Annotated in this window: 17 protein-coding genes and 1 tRNA gene; 8 read left to right on the top strand and 10 right to left on the bottom strand. The window is 65.8% G+C overall.

Annotated elements, in window-relative coordinates; translation table 11 throughout:
- Window positions 1–46: 46 nt before the first annotated feature.
- Window positions 47–2,143, top strand: a complete 2,097-nt coding sequence (metG, locus tag KOR34_RS08010) for a methionine--tRNA ligase (protein ID WP_146563797.1) — start codon at window positions 47–49, stop codon at window positions 2,141–2,143.
- A 36-nt stretch (window positions 2,144–2,179) separates the two neighbouring features.
- Here the strand turns inward: metG and KOR34_RS08005 are convergent, their stop codons facing one another.
- From KOR34_RS08005 to wbaP, 6 genes are all read right to left on the bottom strand, one after another.
- The gene (locus KOR34_RS08005) at window positions 2,180–3,376 is read right to left on the bottom strand and encodes a glycosyltransferase family 4 protein (RefSeq protein WP_146563795.1); all 1,197 of its coding nucleotides are present in this window, start codon (window positions 3,374–3,376) and stop codon (window positions 2,180–2,182) included.
- A gap of 28 nt (window positions 3,377–3,404) precedes the next feature.
- The gene (locus KOR34_RS08000; protein ID WP_146563793.1) at window positions 3,405–4,289 is read right to left on the bottom strand and encodes a sulfotransferase domain-containing protein; all 885 of its coding nucleotides are present in this window, start codon (window positions 4,287–4,289) and stop codon (window positions 3,405–3,407) included.
- A gap of 11 nt (window positions 4,290–4,300) precedes the next feature.
- Window positions 4,301–5,353, bottom strand: a complete 1,053-nt coding sequence (locus KOR34_RS07995) for a glycosyltransferase family 4 protein (protein ID WP_197531248.1) — start codon at window positions 5,351–5,353, stop codon at window positions 4,301–4,303.
- 83 nt (window positions 5,354–5,436) lie between these two features.
- Window positions 5,437–6,813, bottom strand: a complete 1,377-nt coding sequence (locus KOR34_RS07990; protein WP_146563789.1) for a hypothetical protein — start codon at window positions 6,811–6,813, stop codon at window positions 5,437–5,439.
- 60 nt (window positions 6,814–6,873) lie between these two features.
- Complete coding sequence (locus KOR34_RS07985; protein ID WP_146563787.1) at window positions 6,874–8,064, bottom strand: glycosyltransferase family 4 protein; 1,191 nt, start codon at window positions 8,062–8,064, stop codon at window positions 6,874–6,876.
- 66 nt (window positions 8,065–8,130) lie between these two features.
- Window positions 8,131–9,666 carry an undecaprenyl-phosphate galactose phosphotransferase WbaP gene (gene wbaP, locus KOR34_RS07980; protein WP_146563785.1) on the bottom strand — a complete coding sequence of 512 codons (1,536 nt, stop codon included), beginning with the start codon at window positions 9,664–9,666 and terminating at the stop codon, window positions 8,131–8,133.
- 676 nt (window positions 9,667–10,342) lie between these two features.
- Between wbaP and KOR34_RS07975 the strand changes: the two genes are divergently transcribed.
- Both KOR34_RS07975 and KOR34_RS07970 read left to right on the top strand, forming a co-directional pair.
- Entirely contained in the window at window positions 10,343–12,025 is a 1,683-nt protein-coding gene (locus KOR34_RS07975; protein WP_146563783.1) for a hypothetical protein, read from the top strand.
- A 109-nt stretch (window positions 12,026–12,134) separates the two neighbouring features.
- Window positions 12,135–13,028 (top strand): hypothetical protein, encoded by an 894-nt coding sequence (locus KOR34_RS07970; RefSeq protein WP_146563781.1) that lies wholly within the window; start codon window positions 12,135–12,137, stop codon window positions 13,026–13,028.
- A gap of 15 nt (window positions 13,029–13,043) precedes the next feature.
- Here the strand turns inward: KOR34_RS07970 and KOR34_RS07965 are convergent, their stop codons facing one another.
- From KOR34_RS07965 to KOR34_RS07955, 3 genes are all read right to left on the bottom strand, one after another.
- Window positions 13,044–13,844 carry a segregation and condensation protein A gene (locus tag KOR34_RS07965; RefSeq protein ID WP_146563779.1) on the bottom strand — a complete coding sequence of 267 codons (801 nt, stop codon included), beginning with the start codon at window positions 13,842–13,844 and terminating at the stop codon, window positions 13,044–13,046.
- Window positions 13,845–13,996: 152 nt separating this feature from the next.
- Window positions 13,997–14,479 (bottom strand): hypothetical protein, encoded by a 483-nt coding sequence (locus KOR34_RS07960; RefSeq protein ID WP_146563777.1) that lies wholly within the window; start codon window positions 14,477–14,479, stop codon window positions 13,997–13,999.
- 941 nt (window positions 14,480–15,420) lie between these two features.
- Complete coding sequence (locus KOR34_RS07955) at window positions 15,421–16,056, bottom strand: hypothetical protein (RefSeq protein WP_146563775.1); 636 nt, start codon at window positions 16,054–16,056, stop codon at window positions 15,421–15,423.
- A gap of 195 nt (window positions 16,057–16,251) precedes the next feature.
- On the opposite strand from KOR34_RS07955, the gene KOR34_RS07950 reads away from it, so the two are divergent.
- A complete protein-coding gene (locus KOR34_RS07950) occupies window positions 16,252–16,902 on the top strand; it encodes a hypothetical protein (protein ID WP_146563773.1) in 651 nt (216 codons plus the stop codon).
- Here KOR34_RS07950 and KOR34_RS07945 read toward each other — a convergent pair.
- A complete protein-coding gene (locus KOR34_RS07945) occupies window positions 16,899–17,249 on the bottom strand; it encodes an ASCH domain-containing protein (protein WP_146563771.1) in 351 nt (116 codons plus the stop codon). The genes KOR34_RS07950 and KOR34_RS07945 overlap by 4 nt on opposite strands.
- Window positions 17,250–17,409: 160 nt before the next feature.
- Between KOR34_RS07945 and KOR34_RS07940 the strand changes: the two genes are divergently transcribed.
- The 4 genes from KOR34_RS07940 to KOR34_RS07925 all read left to right on the top strand — a co-directional run bounded on the left by KOR34_RS07940 (window position 17,410) and on the right by KOR34_RS07925 (window position 20,846).
- A tRNA-Gly gene (locus tag KOR34_RS07940) sits at window positions 17,410–17,482 on the top strand.
- 370 nt (window positions 17,483–17,852) lie between these two features.
- Entirely contained in the window at window positions 17,853–19,364 is a 1,512-nt protein-coding gene (gene tig, locus KOR34_RS07935) for a trigger factor (RefSeq protein ID WP_146563769.1), read from the top strand.
- Window positions 19,365–19,469: 105 nt separating this feature from the next.
- On the top strand, window positions 19,470–20,123 hold the full coding sequence (locus KOR34_RS07930; RefSeq protein WP_146563767.1) for a ClpP family protease: 654 nt from the start codon (window positions 19,470–19,472) through the stop codon (window positions 20,121–20,123).
- Window positions 20,124–20,258: 135 nt separating this feature from the next.
- Window positions 20,259–20,846: an ATP-dependent Clp protease proteolytic subunit gene (locus tag KOR34_RS07925; RefSeq protein ID WP_146563765.1), complete on the top strand. Its 588-nt coding sequence runs from the start codon at window positions 20,259–20,261 to the stop codon at window positions 20,844–20,846.
- Window positions 20,847–20,946: the final 100 nt, after the last annotated feature.

Here is a 20,946-nt window from a genome sequence, read left to right as displayed (position 1 = left end):
GTCGCTCGGCGACGCTAGCACCCGCCCCGAAACGCCGTTACCCGCTATGCCACCGCGTCGAATCCTGGTTACCGCAGCCCTGCCGTACGCCAACGGCCAGATCCATATCGGGCACCTGGTGGAATACCTGCAGACCGACATCTGGGTCCGGTTCCAGCAGCTGCGTGGTAACAATTGCAAGTACTTCTGCGCCGACGACACCCACGGCACCGCGATCATGATCCGCGCCCGGCAGGAGGGCCGCAGCGAGGAAGATCTGATCGCGGACATGCAGCGCCAGCACGAGGCGGACTTCGCCGAGTTCCAGATCGCCTTCGACAACTACGGCAGCACCAACAGCCCGGAGAACCGGGAGCTGTGCGGCGAGATCTGGTCCAAGATAGTCACAGCCGACTTGGTCTCTGAACGTGATGTCGAGCAGCCCTACGATCCAGTGGAAGAGACTTTCCTGGCGGATCGGTTCGTCCGCGGCGGCTGCCCCAACTGCGGCGCCGCTGATCAGTACGGTGACCACTGCGAGAAGTGTCTGGCCAACTACCAGCCGACAGAGTTAGTCGAACCTAAGAGCGTGTTGTCCGGCGCCACGCCCGAGCTGCGGACCGCGCCGCACAAATTTGTCGTACTAGAGAAGCTGCGGAGTTTCCTGGAAGGTTGGGTAGACGAGTCGGACGCCTTACAGCCTGAGATCGCCAACTACCTTAAGGGCCACTTCCTCTACGCCAAGGACGAGACTACCGGCGAGGTCGCGCCGTTGCGAGACTGGGATGTAACACGACCTCGGAAGTACTTCGGCTTTGAGATTCCGGACTTCCCTGAGAACTACTGGTACGTCTGGTTCGACGCGCCGATCGGCTACATCGCCAGCACCAAGCAGTGGTGCGACAAACACGGCGAGAAGCTGGACGACTGGTGGAAGTCCGACGACTGCGAGGTGCACCACTTCATCGGCAAGGACATCACCTACTTCCACACGCTGTTCTGGCCCGGCATGCTCAAGACCGCCGGCTTCAGCCTGCCCACCAAGGTGCACATCCACGGCTTCCTGACCGTGAACGGCGAGAAGATGTCCAAGAGCAAGGGCACCTTCATCACCGCCCGCAGCTACGCGAACCACCTGGACCCGTCTTACCTGCGGTACTTCTACGCATCAAAGCTGTCCAGCCGCGTCGACGACATCGACCTCTCGCTTGACGAGTTTATCGCCAAGGTCGACACCGACCTGGTCGGCAAGGTAGTGAACCTGGCCAGCCGCAGCGCCAAGTTCGTGCAACAGACGGGCCTCTCCAAGGAGTACCCCGACGACGGCGGGCTGTTTGCCGCAGCGGCGGCCGCCGGTGAAGAGATCGCCGCCGCCTACGAGGCGTGCGACTACAGCCGCGCGATGCGGCTGATCATGGCGCTGGCCGACAAGGCGAACCCCTACGTCGAAGAGCACAAGCCCTGGGAGCTCCGCAAGGACGAGTTGCAGGCCCAGCGGCTGCAGGACGTGTGCACTGTGGCGCTCAACCTGTTCCGGCAGATCGTCGTCTACCTGACGCCGGTGCTGCCGAAGATCGCCGAACAAGCCGGCGCCCTCCTCAACGAGGAGATCACCAACTGGGACCAGGCCCAGACCCCGCTGGTTGGCGCCCCGGTGGCCAAGTTCAAACACATGATGACCCGAGTCGACCCCGTCAAGGTAAACGCGATGATCGAAGAGAACAAAGTGGACCCGTCCGAAGATGAAACTGTCGCGATGCCCGCGCCCGCCGAGTTCGACGAGTCCGACACCTGGCAAGACTCGGGCGACTGCCTGGAGGCCGAGCCGCTGGCCGACGAGTGCAACTTCGACGACTTCATGAAGGTCGACCTGCGGGTCGCCCGCGTGGTCTCAGCCGAGCAGGTCGAGGAAGCCCGCAAGCTGCTGAAGCTGAAGCTCAGCCTCGGCGGCGGGCAGTACCGGCAGGTGTTCGCCGGCATCAAGGCCGCGTACGACCCGGAGAAGCTGGTCGGCCGCCTGGTGGTGATGGTGGCCAACCTTGCGCCCCGCAAGATGAAGTTCGGCCTGTCCGAGGGCATGGTGGTCGCCAGCGGCCCCGGCGGCGAAGAGGTGTTCGTGCTCTCGCCCGACGAAGGCGCCAAGGCCGGGCAGCGGGTGCACTAGCGCCGGCGCAAGTAATGTTCGGGCGGCGGGGACGTGTCAGCCGCACTGTCCGGACAGGATCGCCTCGAATCGGTCGGTGATCTTGGCGATGTCGAAGTTCGCCTCGGCATAGGCGCGGCCCGCGGCGCCCATCGCTGCGCGCTCGTCGGGCGAGTGGGCCAACCGCATCCCGGCCTCGCAAAACCCGGCGATGTCGTCGGGGGCAACGAGCAGACCGGCGTTGCTCTCCCGGACGATCTTCGCGGCCAGGTTCTCCGCCGGCAGGGCCATCAGCAGCGGCCGCTGCGCGCAGAGGTAGCTGAGCACCTTGGAGGGGACGCTGAACACGCCGGCGTCGGGCTCCAGGATCGCGACCAGCACGTCGGCGCTCGCGAGCACGTTCTCGAGCTCGCTGAACGGCTGAAAGCCCATCAACTTCATCGCCGCGTCGGGGTGCTTCGCCTGCTGCTGACGGAGCCACTCGACGCCCGGGCCAGTGGAGATCACCACCATCTCGCCTGCCTCCTCGTTGCCGAGGCGCTTGGCGAGTTGGAGGAGAAGCTCGGGGTTGTGCTTCATCGCTAGCGTGCCGGAGTAGACGAACCGCATTCCATCCGCCAGGGCCTTCTCGCGAGACCACGAGTTGTCGCGCTGCCCAACCGGCAGCTGTTCGATGATGGCCCAGTTGTGGATCGTGTGGATCCGGTCGTCCGGGATGCCCCAGCGCAGAAAGATGTCACGGAAATCTTCGGAGATGACTACCAGCGCGTCGCTCATCCGCGCACAGCGCTTGTCGATGCGGATGAAGTGGGCCGCCGCCAGCTGGCCCACGACAGGCAGCCTCTTGCGGAGCATCTTCTGGGCCGCGATGCCGTAGATGTCTTGAATCCATGAGACCAGACGCACGTTATCGCGGCGGCACAGCTTGGCGAGAGGCAGCTGAGCGATGGACGGTGTCTGTCCCGAGATTACCACCTCGGGCCGCCACGCGCCGTACTGTTCGGCAAGCAGCCCGGCGTACCGACGCTCCATGCCGTAGCGTTTGAGAAACTTGGTCTTCGGAATCTCTTCCCCCAGATCGATTACGCGGATGTCCCAGCTCTCGGGGTCGTCCGGCCGACGCTCCAACTCGCCTTGCGGCGTCAGTGTGGAGCCGCAGTACAGGTGCCGCACCTGGTGCCCCCGCGCCGCCAGGCTGCGGCTCAGCTGCAGGGGGAACGCATGTCCGGCGTAGTCGTGGAATAGGATCCGCATGGTGTGTTAACAGAACGGTGCGTCGCGGCTAGGCCTGATCGGCCCAGTTGCGGTTGGGTTCGTAGCCCAGCTCGACGAGCAGGCCGTTGGTGGTCTCTTCAAACAGCCGGCGCAACTCGGGCGTAAGAGCTTCGCGCCAGCCGCCCCGCTTCCCGCTCCGGAACGTGTGCGATTTCTCCGGAGCGATTGCGGCCTTCATTGCTTGGGCCAGCTCAGCCGTGTCGATCTGGTCCGCGGCGAACTCCGCGTAGAAGCCTGCCATGCGGCTGATCTCACTCTCGGCATTCTCGCCGGTGAGGTCTTCGAAGCGGACCGCGCAACAGCGCGGGTTGCCGATCCACGGGGTGTAGAGTCGGAAACGTTCACCGATGTCCGGGTAGAAGTAGTCGTCCCGACCGGCCAGGCCAGTGATCGCCAACCGGACCGCGTCTTCAACCGTGGCCGTCTGTTTGAAGACCTTGTGCAGCCGGTGCCAACGGTTCATGGTCCGCAGGTAGTGGGCCTCGGAAACCACCACGTCGCGCGGATCGCGGTAGATAAAGAAGTGGGCCGCGTTCACGCCGCGTAGCGCGGCGGCCGTCTGGTCGCCATAAAACAGGTGCGCGCGGACAATCTCGCCCGGGCGGCTGCGTGCAAGGGTTGCGGCGACATCCGCGTCCGCGCGGCGGCGGAACGTCAGCGAGCTGGTCATCGACGACAGAAACTCGCCGTAGTTGACGCGGCCGGGAAGCGCGCCAACGATCTGGTCGAGCAGGTGGGTGCCGCTCTTAGGGAACGAGTTGGCTATCGCGGGCGGCAGCTCGGCCAGGTCGCCCTCGTTGGCGCGCGGCAGAGCACGCTTGACGCCCCCCAACAGCTTCATCGAAGCCTTGCGGACGAACGGGTTCTTGTGGTGGAGTGCGTTCTGCAGCATGGCGTCTGGTTCTAAACCGGGGCGGCCTCTGGGAACACCCAGGTGCAGAACTCGTGCAACGACTGTTCGGCGTCCTGGCGGAGCTCCGCGGCGCGATCCAGAGCCCGCCGCGCGTCGGCCGGGTAGCTGTTCGGCGCAGAGATCCAGCCGCCGATTACTTCGTTCGACTGCTTGACGTAGTCCCCTTTGGGGCAGACGGTCCAGCGGTCGTTGGGCCCAATCAACCCTGGGATGCACGACCAGCCGAGCGCGATCACCGGCTTGCCGCGTTCGAACGCCTCGCTAATGACGACCGGCTGGGCGTCGAACCGGGAGGGGAGCAGCAGCACATCGATATCGCGGAAAAAACGCTCTTTGTCTTCGCCGTAGACGGGCCCGCGGTAATCGATCTGGTCCGGGTAGTCCCGCTGCGCACCGTCGATCCGGCGCCGGGCTTCGGCGTCCATCACTGGCCCGGCCAGGACCAGCCTGACGTCGCGGTGGGCGGACCGGAGCTGATCGAACATCTCGAAGACGTAGTCGATGCCCTTGTCGTAGCTGAGGTTCGCAAGGTGACCGACGCGGAACTCCCGCTGCCCCTCGTAGGGTGATTCAGCCGCGTGCTGCGGGCCAGAGTCCTGGCGTGTCATCATGACCGTGCTGGGGAGTTGGAGGAAACCGGCCCGGCATCCGTACAGCCGATCCAGGTTGTCACGCATGTCGTCGCACAACACAACGTGCACGCCGCTGGCCCCCATGACCCGGTCAAGCACTCTTACCCGCCAGTCTTTGCGGGTAATGTAGGCGTAGATGTGGTGGTGCGCCGCCACGCGGCTGCCCCACAGCCTGGCGGCTGCCGCGGCGGCGATGTTGTACCACATCGCCCGCCGGGCATTGACCGACATGTAGAGCGCCCCGCCACGCGACGCGCCCATGAGCAGACGCAGGAGCGCGCCAAACGTGCGGAACAGCTTCGCCACCCGGAAGCTGAAGGTGATCTTCGGGGAGCCGTCCGACAGGTTGAGCTCGCGGACGTTTCCTTGCACACCGAGGCGGTCGGCTATCAGCCGGGTACAGAGAGTCATCCCGGTCGTGGGTGGCGGCAGAACGGCGAACACTGTCGCCTTGCGGTCGCGGTTGTTTCCGGGCGCTGCCATTTAATCAGCCGTCAGCGGGCGCCCGCCGCACGCGATGTGTAGTGGTAAGTGGGCGCGGCGGCCTGTGGCGTCGGCTTGGTCCCCCAGACAACGCGGGCAATGACGCCCAGCAGGAACGCGAACGCGACACATTCGCCAACCTCGACCGTCATCACGGCGATGCTGCCGCGGCTCCAGTTCATCAGGTGCGGGAAGGCGGCGGTCAGCACCGCAATCAGGAACGGGTTGGTGGGGTCGTGCTTCAGCGGCTCGTCGATGAAGCGTATGCCAACGGTTGCCAAGAACGCGTAGAGGATCATCACCACGACGCCGCCGTCGTAGTAGCTCTCGCCAACCACGCCGAGCCCCCAGGTGGTGTGATACGGCAGGCGGAGGGCCCTCAGAAGCAGGTGGCCCGGAGGCTCCGGCTTTCCTGGCCACCACAATCGAGGGATTGGGTAGCCCATGACGAACTTGAGGCTGTTGAGCGGTTTGACCTCGATGCGGTCCGAATCCGCCAGCTCCATCGTGAGCAGTGAGTAGTAGCCGGCGTACTGACCAAAGTAGTGCAGCCCGTCCTGAGCCGTGTCGGTGAGCGCGTCCAACACCGAGACCGAGGTCGCTTTCTCAACCAGCACGCCGACGCTCCGCTCAACGCCCCGCTTGTTTGAGAAGTGCCGGAAGCTCGAGTACACCGAAGCGCCAACAATCAGCGCCGCCAGGGCTATCGCGCAGAACCCGGTAGTAACCACCGGTCCACGCTCTCGCCACTTAGCCCAGTACATCGCCGCCAGGGGTGCGAAGAGCACCGATAGCAGGAGCCGCCGCCCGTTGAAGACCAGCATCGCGTAGAGGCCGGCAAACACGTACATGCCGATGAACAGCAACAACAGCGGCACCAGGTGCTTCTTGTTGTACCACGCCAGAAACGAAAACACCGAACCGAACACAATCGCCTTGTGCGAGATGTTGTACATCAGCACGTCCAGCACCGGCACACCTTGGACCGCCAGCCCAAACAACGCCAGTCCGATGCACCCGACGGTCATCGTGACGAGCATTGTTGTCGTGGGTGGAGGCCACTTCTGCAGCCGGCCTTTGCTGAGCCGGGCGGTCAGCGGTCTGCACACGTAGTAAAAGAAAAGCAACGCGGAGTAGAACACGATCGAGTAGATCACGTACCGCGTCTTGAGGTCGGAGTCGGGGTGGAACCACTGGAGCTCCGGCCAGTGGAACGGGCCGTAGGCAACCTCGAGCGACGCGACGCCCGTCGACATCCCGGCGCCGATAAGCAAGAAATTCCACCCGGTCAGCAGGTCGGTCCTGCCCCGCCAGAACGGGATCAGGACGATCGCCCCGATCACCGCCAGGAACAGGAAGCCGAACGAGGCCATGATGTCGCTAAACATTGTCGAATCAGGCCTGGTAGGTCTTTGCTGGAAGCCGCCGTCGGTCGGCGCTACGCGTTGCTATTTGGATTTGCTGCGGCGGTTGCCGGCCTGGCGGATGGTCTGCTCGAGCCCGTCCACCATCTTCTCCACGGTCACCCGTCCTTCGACGCTCCTGCGGGCGCCGTCCGACAGGGCCGCGAGCCGGTCGCGATCGTCGATCAAGCCAGCGAGCGTGTCCGCCAGCGACTCGGCGTCGCCGTGTCGGTAGCACACCCCGTTAACCCCCTCGTCCAGGTAGGCGATCTCGGGGTTGTGACACTCTCGCCGATCGCTAGTAACGACCGGCAGCCCGTACCAAAGGGCGTGAAGAATGCTCAGACCGATGTTCTCTGGGTAGCAGAACACGTCCGCACACAGGAACCAGGGCGCAAGCTCTTCCTCATTGTATAGCCCATCCTGAAAGATTGTCATGCGTTCGACACCCAACTCACGGGCCCGCCGCCGCAGCGCCTCGCGTTGGGCGTCGCCGGCGCCGATTATGACGACTCGCAGGGCGGGGTCCCGCTCCGCGACACGGGCAGCGGCCTCGAGGAGTAGGTCCACCCTGTTTTCCGGAAGCAGCCGCGAGACGAACAGCAACACCCGCTGCCCCTCCAACCCGTGCGATCGGCGGAACTCGGCGAGCCGGTCCGGCGAGGACAACCAGTGCTCCCGGGCGGCGTCAATTGCTGTGTGGTCGATCGCGTTCGCTGCGACGCCGATACGGCTGGCAGGCCACCCCTCGTCCAGGTAGCCCTGGGCGGTATCCTGATCGTAAAAGAGCAGGCAGTCCGCCCGACGTGCCAGAAGGTCGCGGCACCATCGCCAGAACGGCCGGTCCGACTTCGACAGCCCGTGCCCCCACAGCACAACGCCGATCCCGCCCCAGTGCGCCCTGAGGATGCTGGGCAGCAGCAACACATAGCGGGGCGTCCAGGTAAGCACGAGCACGTCGCACTCACGCCTGTTGGCCGACCAGAACTGGGCGGGGAAGTAGAGCGCCTTGGAACCCATCAGCCAGCGGACCCTCAGCTTTGCGGGGGTCGCGCGGAAGCCATCGGGATCGACGTTGTTCAGGCCGGGGGTCTCGCCATAGACGACGTGCAGATCGATGCCAGCCCGCGACGCTAGCTCGCGGAAGACCGGGATCCGGTACTTGGCTAGTGCGGGTTGCACGATCGTGGCGCGAACCGTCGAACCCGGGCTGATCGCCTCACTTTTTCGATTCACGCGGCAGGGTCCCTGTCGCTCAAAGGATCGGTGCCGGTCGCCCCGGGTCGCCGATCACGAGGGTCCCTAGTAGGCGCCTTCGGCGAACAGGACGGTGCGAATGGTGCGAAGCATCAGGTAGATATCGAGCCACGGCGACCAGTTACGCACATAGTATTCGTCCAGCTGTACACGTTCATCATAGGTCGTGTTGTTCCGCCCTGATACCTGCCACAACCCGGTGATGCCGGGCTTAACCGAAGTGTACAACCCGAAACAGTCGCCGTACTTCTCAATCTCGCTGGTGACAATAGGCCGAGGGCCCACAAGGCTCATTTCGCCCAGGAGCACGTTCCACAGCTGGGGCAGCTCGTCCAGGCTCAACTTGCGGAAAACCCTTCCGACGACGGTGATGCGGGGGTCCCACTTGAGTTTCTGGTCCTTCTCCCACTCCTCGCGGAGCTCGGGATGCGCTTCGAGGTACTGGTCGAGCTTCGTGTCGGCGTTCTCCACCATCGTGCGGAACTTCCACGCCTTGAACCCGCGGCCATCGAGACCGAGTCGCGAGTGACCGTAGAAGATTGGCCCCCGCGAAGTTAGCTTGACCGCCAACGCGATGGCGACCAGCACCGGCATCAACACCAGCAGCGCTGAGGTCGCCACGACCAGGTCGATCAGCCGCTTGGTAAGCCGCTTACCCGGCAGCATGAGATTCTGCTGGATGTGGATACCGTCGAGGCCATCAACGGGCCGACGCCCACCCCAATGGTCGGGCAGGCCTGAGAGCTCTGAAATCAGCTGCACATGCGGCACGGCTTCCAGGCAGCTGTCGACCTCGTCGGTGATGTCGGACTGGGCTTCCTCGCTCGGGATCACGAGCGCCCAGTACGCCTTGCCATCGACCGCATGGGATCGGACGGACGACCAGTCGCCCAGGAACCACGGCTCGCTGCCGTCCAGCTCCAGGCTCGACGGGTCGGCGATCACGCCGACCGGGCGGAGCCCGACGTGGGGGCTCGTCCGCAGCCATTCGTACACCTCGATCGCACGGGTGTCGTCTCCACAAACCAGGGTGGGAAATCCCCACCACTCGCGGCTCCCCAGCACGCGTCGCGCGACGCTGCGGGCCATTACGAGTGTTGTTGCACAAAGCGCGAACGACAGTGCTAGGAACCACCCCTGCACGTCAAACGTGTCCTGCACAATGAGCACGGCCACCGTCCACACCGCAAACATGCATGCAACCGCGACTATCAGCCGGCGGAACTCTTCGACGGGGCTGAGCTGGATCCCGGGGTACAGGCCGAGTTCGGCGCCAACGATCACAAAGCCCAACGCGATCGGGGGGAACATCGCGGAGAGGTTCATGCCTGCGGCGCCGCCGAGCAGCCATACCAGCTGGCGGCTCACCGTGATCGCGAGCGCTAACGCCATCAGGTCAATCACCACCAGCGGAAGGCTAGTGCGGATTGACTGCCACAAGTACTCCCAGCCGACCTTCCGTACGTTCTGGGGTTCCGTCGGATGGTTGGAGGACTTCACGCCGGCTCGGATGGGGGCAGAGTGGACCTGCGACGGCGGCGCGAGCCGGGTCGCTGACACGGGGACGCTGATTCTAGCCATGTTGATCAGGGTGTCGAACTACGGTCGGTGACTATCTAAGTTGAACCATCGCTGGCAGGCGCACGCTGGGCTAGCGTCCCATGTTGTGCACCGTGCATCAATCAGCCGCGAGTTGCGGCTAGTCCCACTGGTCCGGTTCTCATTCTGGCAGCCAGACGCGTGCTTGCCGCACGTCTCAATTAGGTGAAGAGAAGGGGGCCCGTTCAGGGCATCTGTGCAGTCTATTTCCGCATCGTAGAGGGGTCAACGATCCCAGGCTGAGCAGCCCTTCGAGGACACGATTTGCCAGCACCGGCTAACGGCTGCAACCATCGTCCCACCTGTAGGGCCCACGCGACGCGAAACGTAGCGAACAACGGTCTGTACGCAGCTCGCCACAATTGGTTCGGCTGAGTAGTCTAAAACCTGCTTGGCTTGCAACGGCGCCGAACTCGACCGGTGATCTGCCGCAATCCGAGCCTCAGTTCGCCCCTCAGTGCCTCCTACCGTCATGCGGCCCACCGAATCCGCTAGTCCCCGATCCTTATTGCTTGCCTGGATCCATGGTTCCAGGATAATGGAGAGCAGGAACAGTGTCTCGCCAGCACGCACGCTGGCCCCTCATCGCTGCGACGGAGGCGGAAGCACGCCGCCTGTGGAACGTCCGGCGCGCTCTATCTAACAGCTCCTTGGTGCCTTGCTGACTAATCGCCTCGACTACCGACCTCGCAGCAGTCGGGGACTCCGGCTCCTGGCCGCAGTAGCCTGCGGCGTACTGCCGTTCGTGTGGACGGCCGATTCGCAAGCCTACAAGACCGAGATTGGCTATCTCCAGCTGATCGACGAGTACGAGGGCACGCTCCCGACCGGGGCGGGGGTGCTGGTCTCGATGGTGGAGGCCAACGCCAGCACCAGTTCAACAACGCACCTCTTCCTGCCAGAGTCGAGCAGCGAGTTCTTGGCGGGGCAGACCATCACAAACGGCAGCAGCGTCTCGAGCCCAGGAGTGTCGGATCACGCCACGAACATGGCGCGCAACTTCTTCGGCTCCACCCGCAGCGTGGCGTTCGGCGTCACCCAGGTCACGGTCTACGAGGCGGATCACTACCTCAACTCGATCCTTAACTTGACTCCGGCCAACGCCGGGCCGCCCGACGTCCCGACGTACAAGGTCCAGAACCACAGCTGGGTGGGCTCGTTCGACTCCAGTTCCAACAACCTTGAGACGCTGCGCCGGCTCGACTACCTCATCGACACCTACGACACCATCGTCCCCGTTGGTCTCAACAACGCCAGTCAGTCGGACTATACCGAGCTGATGGCCCAGAGCTACAACGCTATCGCCGTTGGACGCAGCGACGCCGGCCACATCGGCGGGCCCACCCCGTTCAGCAGCTACGGGCCGGGCCGGTTGAAACCGGACATCGTCTCTTCGCCCACGGCCACCAGCGCGGCGACCGCATCCGTTAGCTCGGTCGCCACGATGCTCTACCAGTCGGCGACCGACACCGCCAACTTTGCCAACGCCGACGCGGACGCGGCCCGCAGCGAGACCATGAAGGCGATCCTCATGGCGGGCGCCACCAAGGAAGAGTTCCCGACGTGGGAAAACGCCTCGCCGACGCAGCCGCTCGACCTGGTCTACGGCGCGGGTGAGCTGAACGTCCGCAACAGCTTCTTCATCCAGCAGGGGGGCCAGTTCGACGGCGCCGCGTCCGCGGGCGGCACGGTGGTGGACGACTACGGCTGGGACTACGGCGAGGTGAACAGCGGTCAGAGCCTGTTCTACGACCTGTCGGTCCCCGACTTCCACTCCGACGGCGTGCTGTCGGTGGTGCTGGCGTGGAACGTGGAGATCACCGACACCAACTCCGGCAGCCAGTTCTCGCCAACCCAGTCGCTAGCCAACCTGGACCTGAAGCTCTGGGACTCGACCGGGGCGCCGCTGGACGCCGTGCTCGCGACCAGCGTCAGCACCAAGGACAACGTGGAGCATGTCTACCTGACAGGCCTGGACGCCGGCGACTACACCATCGAAGTCCTCTCCACATCGGGCGACCGTGACTTCGGGCTGGCCTGGCGGCTGGACTACGAGGCGCCGTACCGCGTCACGGGCGACTACAACGAAGACGGCGTCGTGGACGCCGCCGACTTCACGCTCTGGCGCGACACGGTCGGGTCCACCTCGAACCTTGCCGCCGATGGCGACCTCAACGGCGTCGTCGACCAGGGCGACTACGACCTCTGGCGGACCGCCTACGGATCGCTCCACACTCCGCCCGGGGCAATCTCCGCTACGCTGGCCGCCGTGCCCGAGCCCGCGACGCTGACGATGCCGGCCGGCGCCGCGATGATTCTGGGCCGGCGCCGTCGTCGCTAGCAACGACTAGCGGTAGGTGCGATCGGAGCCCTAGCCGAATCCGCCTTGACGCTCATCCTCCTTCCGCAGAGGATCCCCGCAACCACCGCCCCTCCCCGAGGATCCCGCCATGGACGGCACCCTGCCGCGGCCGACGCTACTGCTCACAATCTGCGCCGCCTACGTGTGGGCGGCTGCCGCGCAAGCGGCCTCCCCCGAGTCCGACGCCTCGGGAATCACCTTCGGCCGCCTGGCCGAGCCCTCTTCGCACCGGATGGACCAGACGACCCGCGTCGGCCTGTCGCTGAAGACCCAGGTCCGCAAGCAGGCGGAAGTCCTTAACAAGCAACAGAGCCAGGTCACACGCAACCGCCGCCGGGTGCTAGAGCCCGCCCTGGTGGAGGACGGCGTCGCCACCGCGGCCTACGTCCGGTACCTGCGGAGCGAGAGTGTGCACGACGGGGGCGAACCCAAGTCCGACCCGATCGCTGGGAAATCGTACTACTGCCGTCGCGTCGGCGACACAATCCGCGTGCAGACCGCAGATGGCAAGACTCCGCCGCCGGAAGAATCGCGGCTGGTGGCCGAAAACATGGAGACCCTCGGCAAGCCCAACCCGCTGGCCGAGTACCTCGCCGGCAAGACGGTCGCGATCGGCGACAAGCTAACCCTTCCAGCGGAAGTGGCTCAGCGGCTGCTGGGGCTCGGCGGAGCGTTGGGCGAGGTCACCAAGTTCGAGATGACCCTCACCAAGGTCGCCACCGTCGAGGACGCCAGCTGTGCGGTCTTCTTGGCTGATATTGAGGCCCAGCGGACCGACTCGTCCCAGATGCGGATGATGGTGGCCGGGCCAATGACCATCCAGGCCGAGACCTGCCGGGCGGTCAGCTCGGAGCTCTCTGGACCGATCGGCATGTCGCACTCGCTCAACGATCCGCGTGGCCGGCTGCAGCTCGACTCGACCGGCCGCGTTGAGGTCCGGGTCAGCTCCCGGCCCGCCGGGCGGGGCGTGGTCGCCCGCTGAGCGCGCCGACTGCTGCTAGTCTTCGCCCAAGCCGCCAGCCGCATCGTCGGACAACTCCTCCCGGGTGGAGGTGACCAGGCCGCCGCGGTAAGGGTCGGTCCCCGGTTTGATGAGGATATCGCCGTACGCGCCCGCCTGGTCGGCCAGCGCGTGGCGGTGGCGGACCAGCTCGAGCACCGCCAAGAACGTCGCGACGAGCGTCGACTTGTGCACCTCCGACGGGAACAGCGATGTGAAGTACACCTCGCTCTCCTCCTCCAGCCGGTTGTAGATGCGGCCCATGTAGACGTGCACCGGTGTCTCGTCGTAGCGGATGTTAGTGGCTTCGGGCGGCGCGAGGTTGTCGCGCATCACCCGGCCAAACGCGCTGACCAGGTCCCACAGCTCGACGGCCTCGAGCGGCTGCTCGGCGGGGTCGGTCCGCCGGTCCGGCACGTCACGGGCCAGGCGGGCGAAGCGTAGCCGCTGCTCGGCGTCGCACGCCTCGAGGAGCGCCGCGGCGTCGCGGTACTGCTTAAACTCTAGCAGACGCTGCACCAGGTCTTCGTGCGGGTCCTCGATCTCCTGCTCCACTTCCTCGTGCTGCGGCAGCACCACGCGGCTCTTCAGCTCGATCAGGTGGGCCGCCAGCTCGATGTACTCACCGATCTCGTCGAGGTCGAGCTGCTCCAGCAGCGCGACGAACTCGAGGAACTGCTGGGTGATCGCGGCCAGCGGCAGCTCGGCAACCTCCAGCTCCTCCTTCCGGACCAGGTACAGCAGCAGGTCGAGCGGACCGTGGTAAGTGTCGAGCTGGATGCGGAGGTCGGTCGCCATGCGGCGGGGCGTTGGTCTGGAGGTTGGTGGCGGCCGCCGACTCTACCACCTGGCTACGTGGACGGGGAGAGGAGAATTCGTCGGCGCCAACAGAACGCGGCCAGGCGGAAGACCGCCTGGCCGCGTATGAACATCGCTGTGCTAGCGTCCGTCTAGAGGGTCTCGCTAGCAGCCTCGTCGGCGACCGGCGCCTCAGGGGCCGCGTCGGCCTCGGGGGCTTCCGGCGCCTCGGGGACGCTGTCTAGCTCGGGCGCGGGCTCATCGGCCGGCGAGGGAACGGTGGCCGACTCAACGACCACCTCGCCACAACCGCAAGGGGCAGCCTCGGCGCACCCGCACGGCGCGGGCTCGCTGCAGCCGCAGGGGGCCGGCTCATCGCAACCGCAAGGGGCCGCGGCTTCACAGCCGCAATCGGCCGGCGCGGGCTCGCAGCAGGTCGGCTCGGGAGAGCAGCACGGCTCCGGGGCGGGCTCGCAGCACGTGGGCTCAGGCTCACAGCAGCTCGGCGCCGGCTTGCAGCACTTCAGCTTGCAGCGGAGCTTGCTGAATAGGCCGGCCTCGGCCGAGTCAACCGACACAAGCGCCAACCCGACAACCATCACGGCGAGCAGGGTAGTACGGAATCGATAGTTCATGGAAACAGTCCTTAGGGGTCTGCTGTCAGAAAGCACCCACCCACGGCTGGCGCAGGAACGGGGTGCGGGAACAACCATCTCGGGCGGTTTCCAACCAGCCGAAATCGACACACGCAAAAGCAAAGAGCATGGCCGCCCGCCTTGGCAACCATGCTCTTCAATATCAACGTCGCTAGCGTCTTGCTGACCGCTTAACTAGCAACCGCACGGGGCGGGAGCCGGAGCGGGGCAGCACGGCTGCGGGCAGCAGCGAGCGGCACGACGGGCGGCGCAACGAGCGCGGATGCGATCGAGCAGGCTCGGACGCTTGCAGCAGGGATCGCACGGGTCGCAGCAAGGAGCGGGCTCGCAGCAGACCGGCTCAGGAGCGCAGCAGGGCTCCGGGGCGGGCTCGCAGCACGGCTCGGGAGCCGGCTCGCAGCAGGTGGGCTCGGCCTCGCAGCAGGGGGCCGGCTCGCAGCAAGGATCGGCCTTGCAGCACTTCTTGAACAGACCAGCCTCAGCGCTCGAGGCGCTCAGGGCGATCATCGCGACAGCCGCCAGCACAACAAACTTCGCAAACTTCATCTGTATTGTCCTCCGAAGGGGCAATAAAGGAAACGCAGCAGGGCGTCAACAAGACTGCCCAAGAACTTGTTCGGTTAGCGTCGACAACGCTGGTCGACGGAGCGTCCGCGGATTGGGGGGATCTTGATCCGGAATGGGCGGGTAGGGCTTAAAAATAAGCAGCAATCAAGGATTCTGCCGATAACACAAAATAGGCTATCTAGCGCGCCTTGGCGGAAGCTTACCACCACGAACCTGGCTGTCAACGGGCCCCTGCCCGCCACAACCGGCCGAAGCCGCACAAACGCCCAGCGCAAACGACAAAACCCCTCGGAAGTCCGAGGGGTTTGCGTGGCTTGGGGGATTTCGCCCTGCCGGGCAGGGTCGGCGCCGGCCTACTGCACCCGGTAGCCGCCCGGATCGGTGGCGGTCCGGGGGACGCCCCCCTGGGCGGGCGGGATCTGCGGCGCGGGGGAGTCCACGTACCGGTCCCCAGCCTGGGGGCGGGGCTGGGCGGGGGTCGCCGGCGCAGTCTGCTCCTCGAAGTTCACAATCTGCGGCTGCTCGTTCTCGCCGCCCTGCCAGGCGACGCCGTACACCAGCCACTCGCCTTCTACCTGCCGCAGGACGCAGAGCAGCTCGGAAACGCCCTCGCCGGCGTTGGCCTGCTGGCTCACGAAGCACTGCACGGCGGCCTCGCCGCTGGCGTCGACCTTAACCTCGCCGATCTTGAGTTTCGCCGCATCGGCGCCCCACTCGAACCGCTGGTCCTGGGCCTGCAGGTTCTGGATCGCCTGCGGGGTGAGCCGCTGCGTAGCGCGGGCGATATCGTTCGCGAACACCGCGTCCATGAACTCGTAGGCGGCCTTGGCGATCGGGCTGTCGGCTTTGGCGCCGCCGCCCGGCGCCGCCGGGGCAGACGCGCCTGACGGTGCGCCAGACGCCTGCGGAGCAGGCGACGAGTCTCCGCCGGAGCAGCCGACGGACAGGATCAAACAGACGGAAGCAACGGAAAAAGTACGGATCGACATGGGCTCGACCTGCGGGCGGCGTGGACGGGGCGGGGTAAGGGACTAACCGCGGCCGAGAGTCTGGCAAACCGCCCGATCTGGGTCAATGTCAGCCGCGGCAGCGTTGTTCTCCCGCGATTGGCATGGTCTTATAGGGGCCCGCGCCGCGGCTTGCGGACGCACAATCCCCTGGAACGATCCCGGCCTCCGGCTCTGATGGACCCGCTGCGCACTGCTATCGCCCTCATCCCGCTTGCTTCCTACCTGCTGCTGCTCGGGCTGGTGAATCTGCGCCGCCGACCGCTGGTGACCACGGGCGCCAACGACCTTGCCACGCTCGGCATGGCCCTGTCCGGGCTGGTGTTCATCGGCCCGATCGAGTTGTTCCGCCCCGAGCCGGCCACCGTCAAACTGGGGGCGTACGTCTGGCTGCTGCTGCTGGGCCTGTACTGGCTCGGGCTGTCGCTGGTGGCGATGGTGGTCAGGCCGCGGCTCGCGATCTACAACGTCACGCTCGAGCAACTACGTCCGGCCGTCGCCGAGGCGGTTGCTCAGGTTGACCCCGACGCCCGCTGGGCCGGGGACAGCCTGGTGCTGCCCCGTCTGCACGTGCAGCTCCACCTGGACTCGTTCCCCCTGATGAGGCACGCGTCGCTAGTGAGCAGCGGCGGCGAGCAGAGCCTGGAAGGCTGGCGACGGCTGAAGCGGGCGCTCTCCCGGTCGCTGCAGGGGCTGACGGTGTCGCCTAATCCCCGCAGCGTGACCCTGCTAACGTTCGCGGTGCTGCTGTTCGCGATTTCCGTCGCGGGGCTGGTAGCCTCGCCCGAGCAGGTCGCTCAGGCGTGGGTGTCGCTGACCGGGTTCTAGCCCCGCCGGCGGTCGTTGGGCGGCGGCGAATCGGCGAGGTCGTCGGCCGGCGCTGGCAGGCGGAACGCAACCCGGAACGCCCGGTGACCGTCCGCTAGCTGCGGACCGTAGATCGCCCGGAGCTCTTGCCGCAGGGCATCGGCGGTGGGGAAGCCGTCGGGCAGCGCGTCGGCGTCGGTCAGGTCCTCCAGGCGAAGCTCCGCGACTTCGGTAATCAGCACCGGGCCGACGCCGGGGATATAGCTGCGTTGTCCCGCCCGCATCCGGCGGTAGGGCCACAGGCGGATGGTCTGGGTCTTCTGGCCGGAGCGGATAGCGTCGAGGAATTTCCGCTTGAAGAGGAGCATTCTGCCCGCGATTCTACGGCAGCGAGATTTCCCAAGCAGCCCAGGTTAAGGGCCACTTGCAGCTTTGCCGATAGGCCATATAATTCAGGGTCCGGTGAGCGAGCGATGGCCCGCCCACTGCAGGACCCGCCCTGGAGCTTAACGCCCGGGGAGGTCAAACGCGGCTGTAGCTCAGTTGGTAGAGCATCACGTTGCCAACGTGATTGTCGTCGGTTCGAATCCGATCAGCCGCTCTTGTGACTCCACGCTTGCGAGCCCCGAAGCTCGGGAGCGGCGTCGAGGTTACAGAGAAGGCCGCCCCACCGGGGCGGTCTAAGACCGGCCGGCCCGCGGACTCAGCTGAGAGGACGCGGGCTATTTATTTTTCAGGTCATATTTTATTCTCACGGCAGGAAAACCCGGCGGACAAGCCGCTGGGCCAACCGCAGCGAGTTTGCTTGACTGAGTTCACTTTGCTGAGTTGACTTCGCTGGGAACGCACGGCCCGCCGCTCGGCGGGCGCTACGTTGTGGCAGCCGCCTGGCGCCGCCTAGCCCTGTCGCACCACACCAGCGCCCACAGGGCGGGCCCGTGACCGCCCCAGGCACACCGAGGAAAGCTGAGATGGCAGAGACCGACGAGACCCGCGACGACGAAGAAACCACCGACGTGGCCGTGCAGGACGGCCCCGCCGCGGAAGACGGCGAGGACCAGCCGCTCGACCTGAAGGTCGACATCGAGAAGCCCAGCGCGTGCGAGCGGCACGTGTCGGTGACCGTCTCGCGGGCGGACATCGACCGCTACCTGGACGACGCCTACAGCACGCTGATGCCGACGGCCGCCGTGCCCGGCTTCCGCGCCGGCCGCGCGCCCCGCAAGCTGGTCGAGCAGCGGTTCAAGTCCGAGGTGGTTGACCAGGTGAAGGGCTCGCTCCTGATGGACAGCCTGACCCAGATCAGCGAGGAGGGCTCGTTCGCCGCGATCAGCGAGCCCGACCTCAACCTCGACGCGGTCGAGCTGCCCGAAGACGGCCCGCTGACCTTCGAGTTCGACATCGAGGTCCGCCCCGACTTCGACATGCCGAAGTGGAAGGGCCTGAAGATCAAGCGGCCCAAGCACGACTTCACCGACGAGGACATCGACAAGAATCTGCAGCAGATGCTGGCCCGCTACGGCCAGCTCGCGCCGCACGACGGCGCCGCCGACGACGGCGACTACATCACCGCCAACATCACCAGCAAGGCCGACGGCAAGGTGGTCGCCGAGGACGAGGAGCTGGTGCTCCGCCTCCGCGACACGCTCAGCTTCAGCGACGCCAAGCTGGAGGGCTTCGCCAAGCTGATGAAGGGCGCCAAGGCCGGCGACAAGAAGTCGACCAAGGTGACCGTCGGCGCCGGGGCCGCCAACGAGGAGCTCCGCGGCAAGGACGTCGAGGTCGAGTTCGAGGTGTTGGAGGTCAAGAAGCTGAAGCTCCCCGAGCTGACCGAGGACTTCCTGCAGGAGCTCGGCCGCTTCGAGTCGGAGGAGGCCCTCCGCGACGCCGTCAAGCAGAACCTCGAGCGGCAGCTCGAGTACGCCCAGCAGCAGAAGGCCCGCGGCCAGATCACCGAGCTGCTCACCGAGTCGGCCAACTGGGAGCTGCCCCCGGGGCTGCTCAAGCGGCAGAGCGCCCGCGAGCTGGAGCGGGCCATCATGGAGCTGCGCCGCAGCGGCTTCAGCGAGTCGGAGATCCGCGCCCGCGAGAACTCGCTGCGTCAGAACAGCGCCGAGTCGACCGCGACGGCCCTCAAGGAGCACTTCATCCTGGAGCGGATCGCCGAGGAAGAGAGCATCGACGTCGAGGACGGCGACTTCGAGAAGGAGATCTTCCTGATGTCGATGCAGTCCGGCGAGTCGCCCCGCCGGGTCCGGGCCCAGCTCGAGAAGCGCGGCCTGATGGACGTGCTGCGGAACCAGATCGTTGAACGCAAGGTGATGGAGGCCGTCCAGGCCGAGGCCAAGTTCACCGACGAGCCGTACGAGCCGACCAAGGACGACACCGAGGCCGTGCCGCTGGCCATCGCCGGCGGCGGCGGCGACATCCCCGAGGCGGTCGAGAAGGCGGAAGAGGAAGCCAAGGCCGACGCCGACCAGTAGCCGGCGCCGCCCGGCGCCCGCTTGCCAACCGCGCGGCGTGGCCGCGCGGCCACGTTACATCAGGACGCCGCCCAGCCGGGGCGGCCGCTCACAGGAGGAGTCAGCATGACCGACCCCCTCGGTTTGTTAACAGGCGCGTCGCAGATCGACGCGCAGTACTCGCCCGCCCGCGCGGCGCGGGACTATCAGCGTCAGCGCCAGATGACCCTCGGCGACCTGCTGCTGGAGAACCGCGTGATCTTCCTGCAGGGCGAGATCTGGGACGGCAACGCCAACGAATTGGTGATGAAGCTGCTGTACCTGCAGAGCGAGAACCGCCGCAAGGACATCCACTTCTACATCAACTCGCCCGGCGGCAGCGTCACCGCCACGATGGCCATCTACGACACCATGCAGGTCGTGACCTGCCCGGTCGCGACCTACTGTGTCGGCCTGGCGGCGTCGGGCGGCAGCGTGCTGCTGGCCGGCGGCGAGAAGGGCAAGCGGTACGCCCTGAAGCACAGCAAGGTCATGATCCACCAGCCGCACGGCGGCGTGGGCGGCCAGATCTCGGACATCGAGATCCAGGCCAATGAGATCATCAAGACCCGCGACGCCCTCGACCAGATCCTCGCCGACCACTGCGGCCGCACCGTCGACGAGCTGGTGAAGGCCCGCGACCGCGACTTCTACCTCAGCGCCCAGGAGGCCAAGGACTTCGGCGTGGTCGACGAGATCATGTCCAAGCCGCCCGGAGCGGAAGAGGGCGAAGACGACTAACACAAAGGGGAAAGGCGGAAGCGAGACGCCGAACGCCTCCCGCCTCTCCAAAACGGTTTCCCCCTTCGGAATCCCCCTTTTGAGCTGCCGGCGGCCGACGCCAGCCAAGCCAGCTTAGAAACCACGGACGACACAATGCCCCTGATCCCCTACGTCATCGACAAGAACGGCCGCGAAGAGCGGGCGATGGACATCTACAGCCGGCTGCTGGTCGACCGGATTGTGATGCTGGGCTCCGCCATCAACGACGACGTGGCGAACAACGTCGTGGCCCAGATGCTGTTCCTGCAGTCCGACGACCCCAAGGCCGACATCCACCTGTACATCAACTCGCCCGGCGGCAGCGTCACGGCCGGCATGGCGATGTACGACACCATGCAGTTCGTCACGTGCGACGTCGCGACCTACTGCCTGGGCCAGTGCGCAAGCATGGGCGCGGTGCTGCTGGCCGCCGGCACGGCCGGCAAGCGGCACGCGCTGCCCAACAGCCGCATCATGATCCACCAGCCGCTGGCCGGCATGCAGGGCACGGCCGAGGACATTATGATCCACGCCGAGGAGTACAAGCGGACCAAGGACAAGCTCAACGGCATCCTGGCCCAGCACACCGGCCGCACGCTGGAGGAGCTGCAGCGCGACACCGACCGCGACAAGTTCATGTCCGCCGACGAGGCCAAGGAGTACCGCCTGGTCGACAAGGTGATCGAGTCGATGCCGAGCTAGACGCGCCGCAGGCGTCCCACGGCCGAGAACTAGAACTCAGAGCCGCGACTGACAGGAAGCGATCAGCACCGCTTCCTGACGGGCGCGGCTCTGTGCTTTC

The organism is Posidoniimonas corsicana, assembly GCF_007859765.1.
GTDB lineage: Bacteria > Planctomycetota > Planctomycetia > Pirellulales > Lacipirellulaceae > Posidoniimonas > Posidoniimonas corsicana.
The sequence above is the reverse complement of the archived record's forward strand: the minus strand, read 5'-3'. Positions and strand labels throughout refer to the sequence as shown.

Excerpts from the sequence above, each read along its gene's own strand:
- KOR34_RS07995 (WP_197531248.1), bottom strand. The coding sequence starts at position 5,353 with ATGACTCTCTGTACCCGGCTGATAGCCGACCGCCTCGGTGTGCAAGGA.
- KOR34_RS07955 (WP_146563775.1), bottom strand. The coding sequence starts at position 16,056 with ATGTCGATCCGTACTTTTTCCGTTGCTTCCGTCTGTTTGATCCTGTCC.
- KOR34_RS07945 (WP_146563771.1), bottom strand. The coding sequence starts at position 17,249 with ATGCTCCTCTTCAAGCGGAAATTCCTCGACGCTATCCGCTCCGGCCAG.
- KOR34_RS08005 (WP_146563795.1), bottom strand. The coding sequence starts at position 3,376 with ATGCGGATCCTATTCCACGACTACGCCGGACATGCGTTCCCCCTGCAG.
- KOR34_RS07965 (WP_146563779.1), bottom strand. The coding sequence starts at position 13,844 with ATGGCGACCGACCTCCGCATCCAGCTCGACACTTACCACGGTCCGCTC.
- tig (WP_146563769.1), top strand. The coding sequence starts at position 17,853 with ATGGCAGAGACCGACGAGACCCGCGACGACGAAGAAACCACCGACGTG.
- KOR34_RS07930 (WP_146563767.1), top strand. The coding sequence starts at position 19,470 with ATGACCGACCCCCTCGGTTTGTTAACAGGCGCGTCGCAGATCGACGCG.
- KOR34_RS07960 (WP_146563777.1), bottom strand. The coding sequence starts at position 14,479 with ATGAACTATCGATTCCGTACTACCCTGCTCGCCGTGATGGTTGTCGGG.
- metG (WP_146563797.1), top strand. The coding sequence starts at position 47 with ATGCCACCGCGTCGAATCCTGGTTACCGCAGCCCTGCCGTACGCCAAC.
- KOR34_RS07925 (WP_146563765.1), top strand. The coding sequence starts at position 20,259 with ATGCCCCTGATCCCCTACGTCATCGACAAGAACGGCCGCGAAGAGCGG.
- KOR34_RS07990 (WP_146563789.1), bottom strand. The coding sequence starts at position 6,813 with ATGTTTAGCGACATCATGGCCTCGTTCGGCTTCCTGTTCCTGGCGGTG.
- KOR34_RS07970 (WP_146563781.1), top strand. The coding sequence starts at position 12,135 with ATGGACGGCACCCTGCCGCGGCCGACGCTACTGCTCACAATCTGCGCC.
- KOR34_RS08000 (WP_146563793.1), bottom strand. The coding sequence starts at position 4,289 with ATGCTGCAGAACGCACTCCACCACAAGAACCCGTTCGTCCGCAAGGCT.
- KOR34_RS07950 (WP_146563773.1), top strand. The coding sequence starts at position 16,252 with ATGGACCCGCTGCGCACTGCTATCGCCCTCATCCCGCTTGCTTCCTAC.
- wbaP (WP_146563785.1), bottom strand. The coding sequence starts at position 9,666 with ATGGCTAGAATCAGCGTCCCCGTGTCAGCGACCCGGCTCGCGCCGCCG.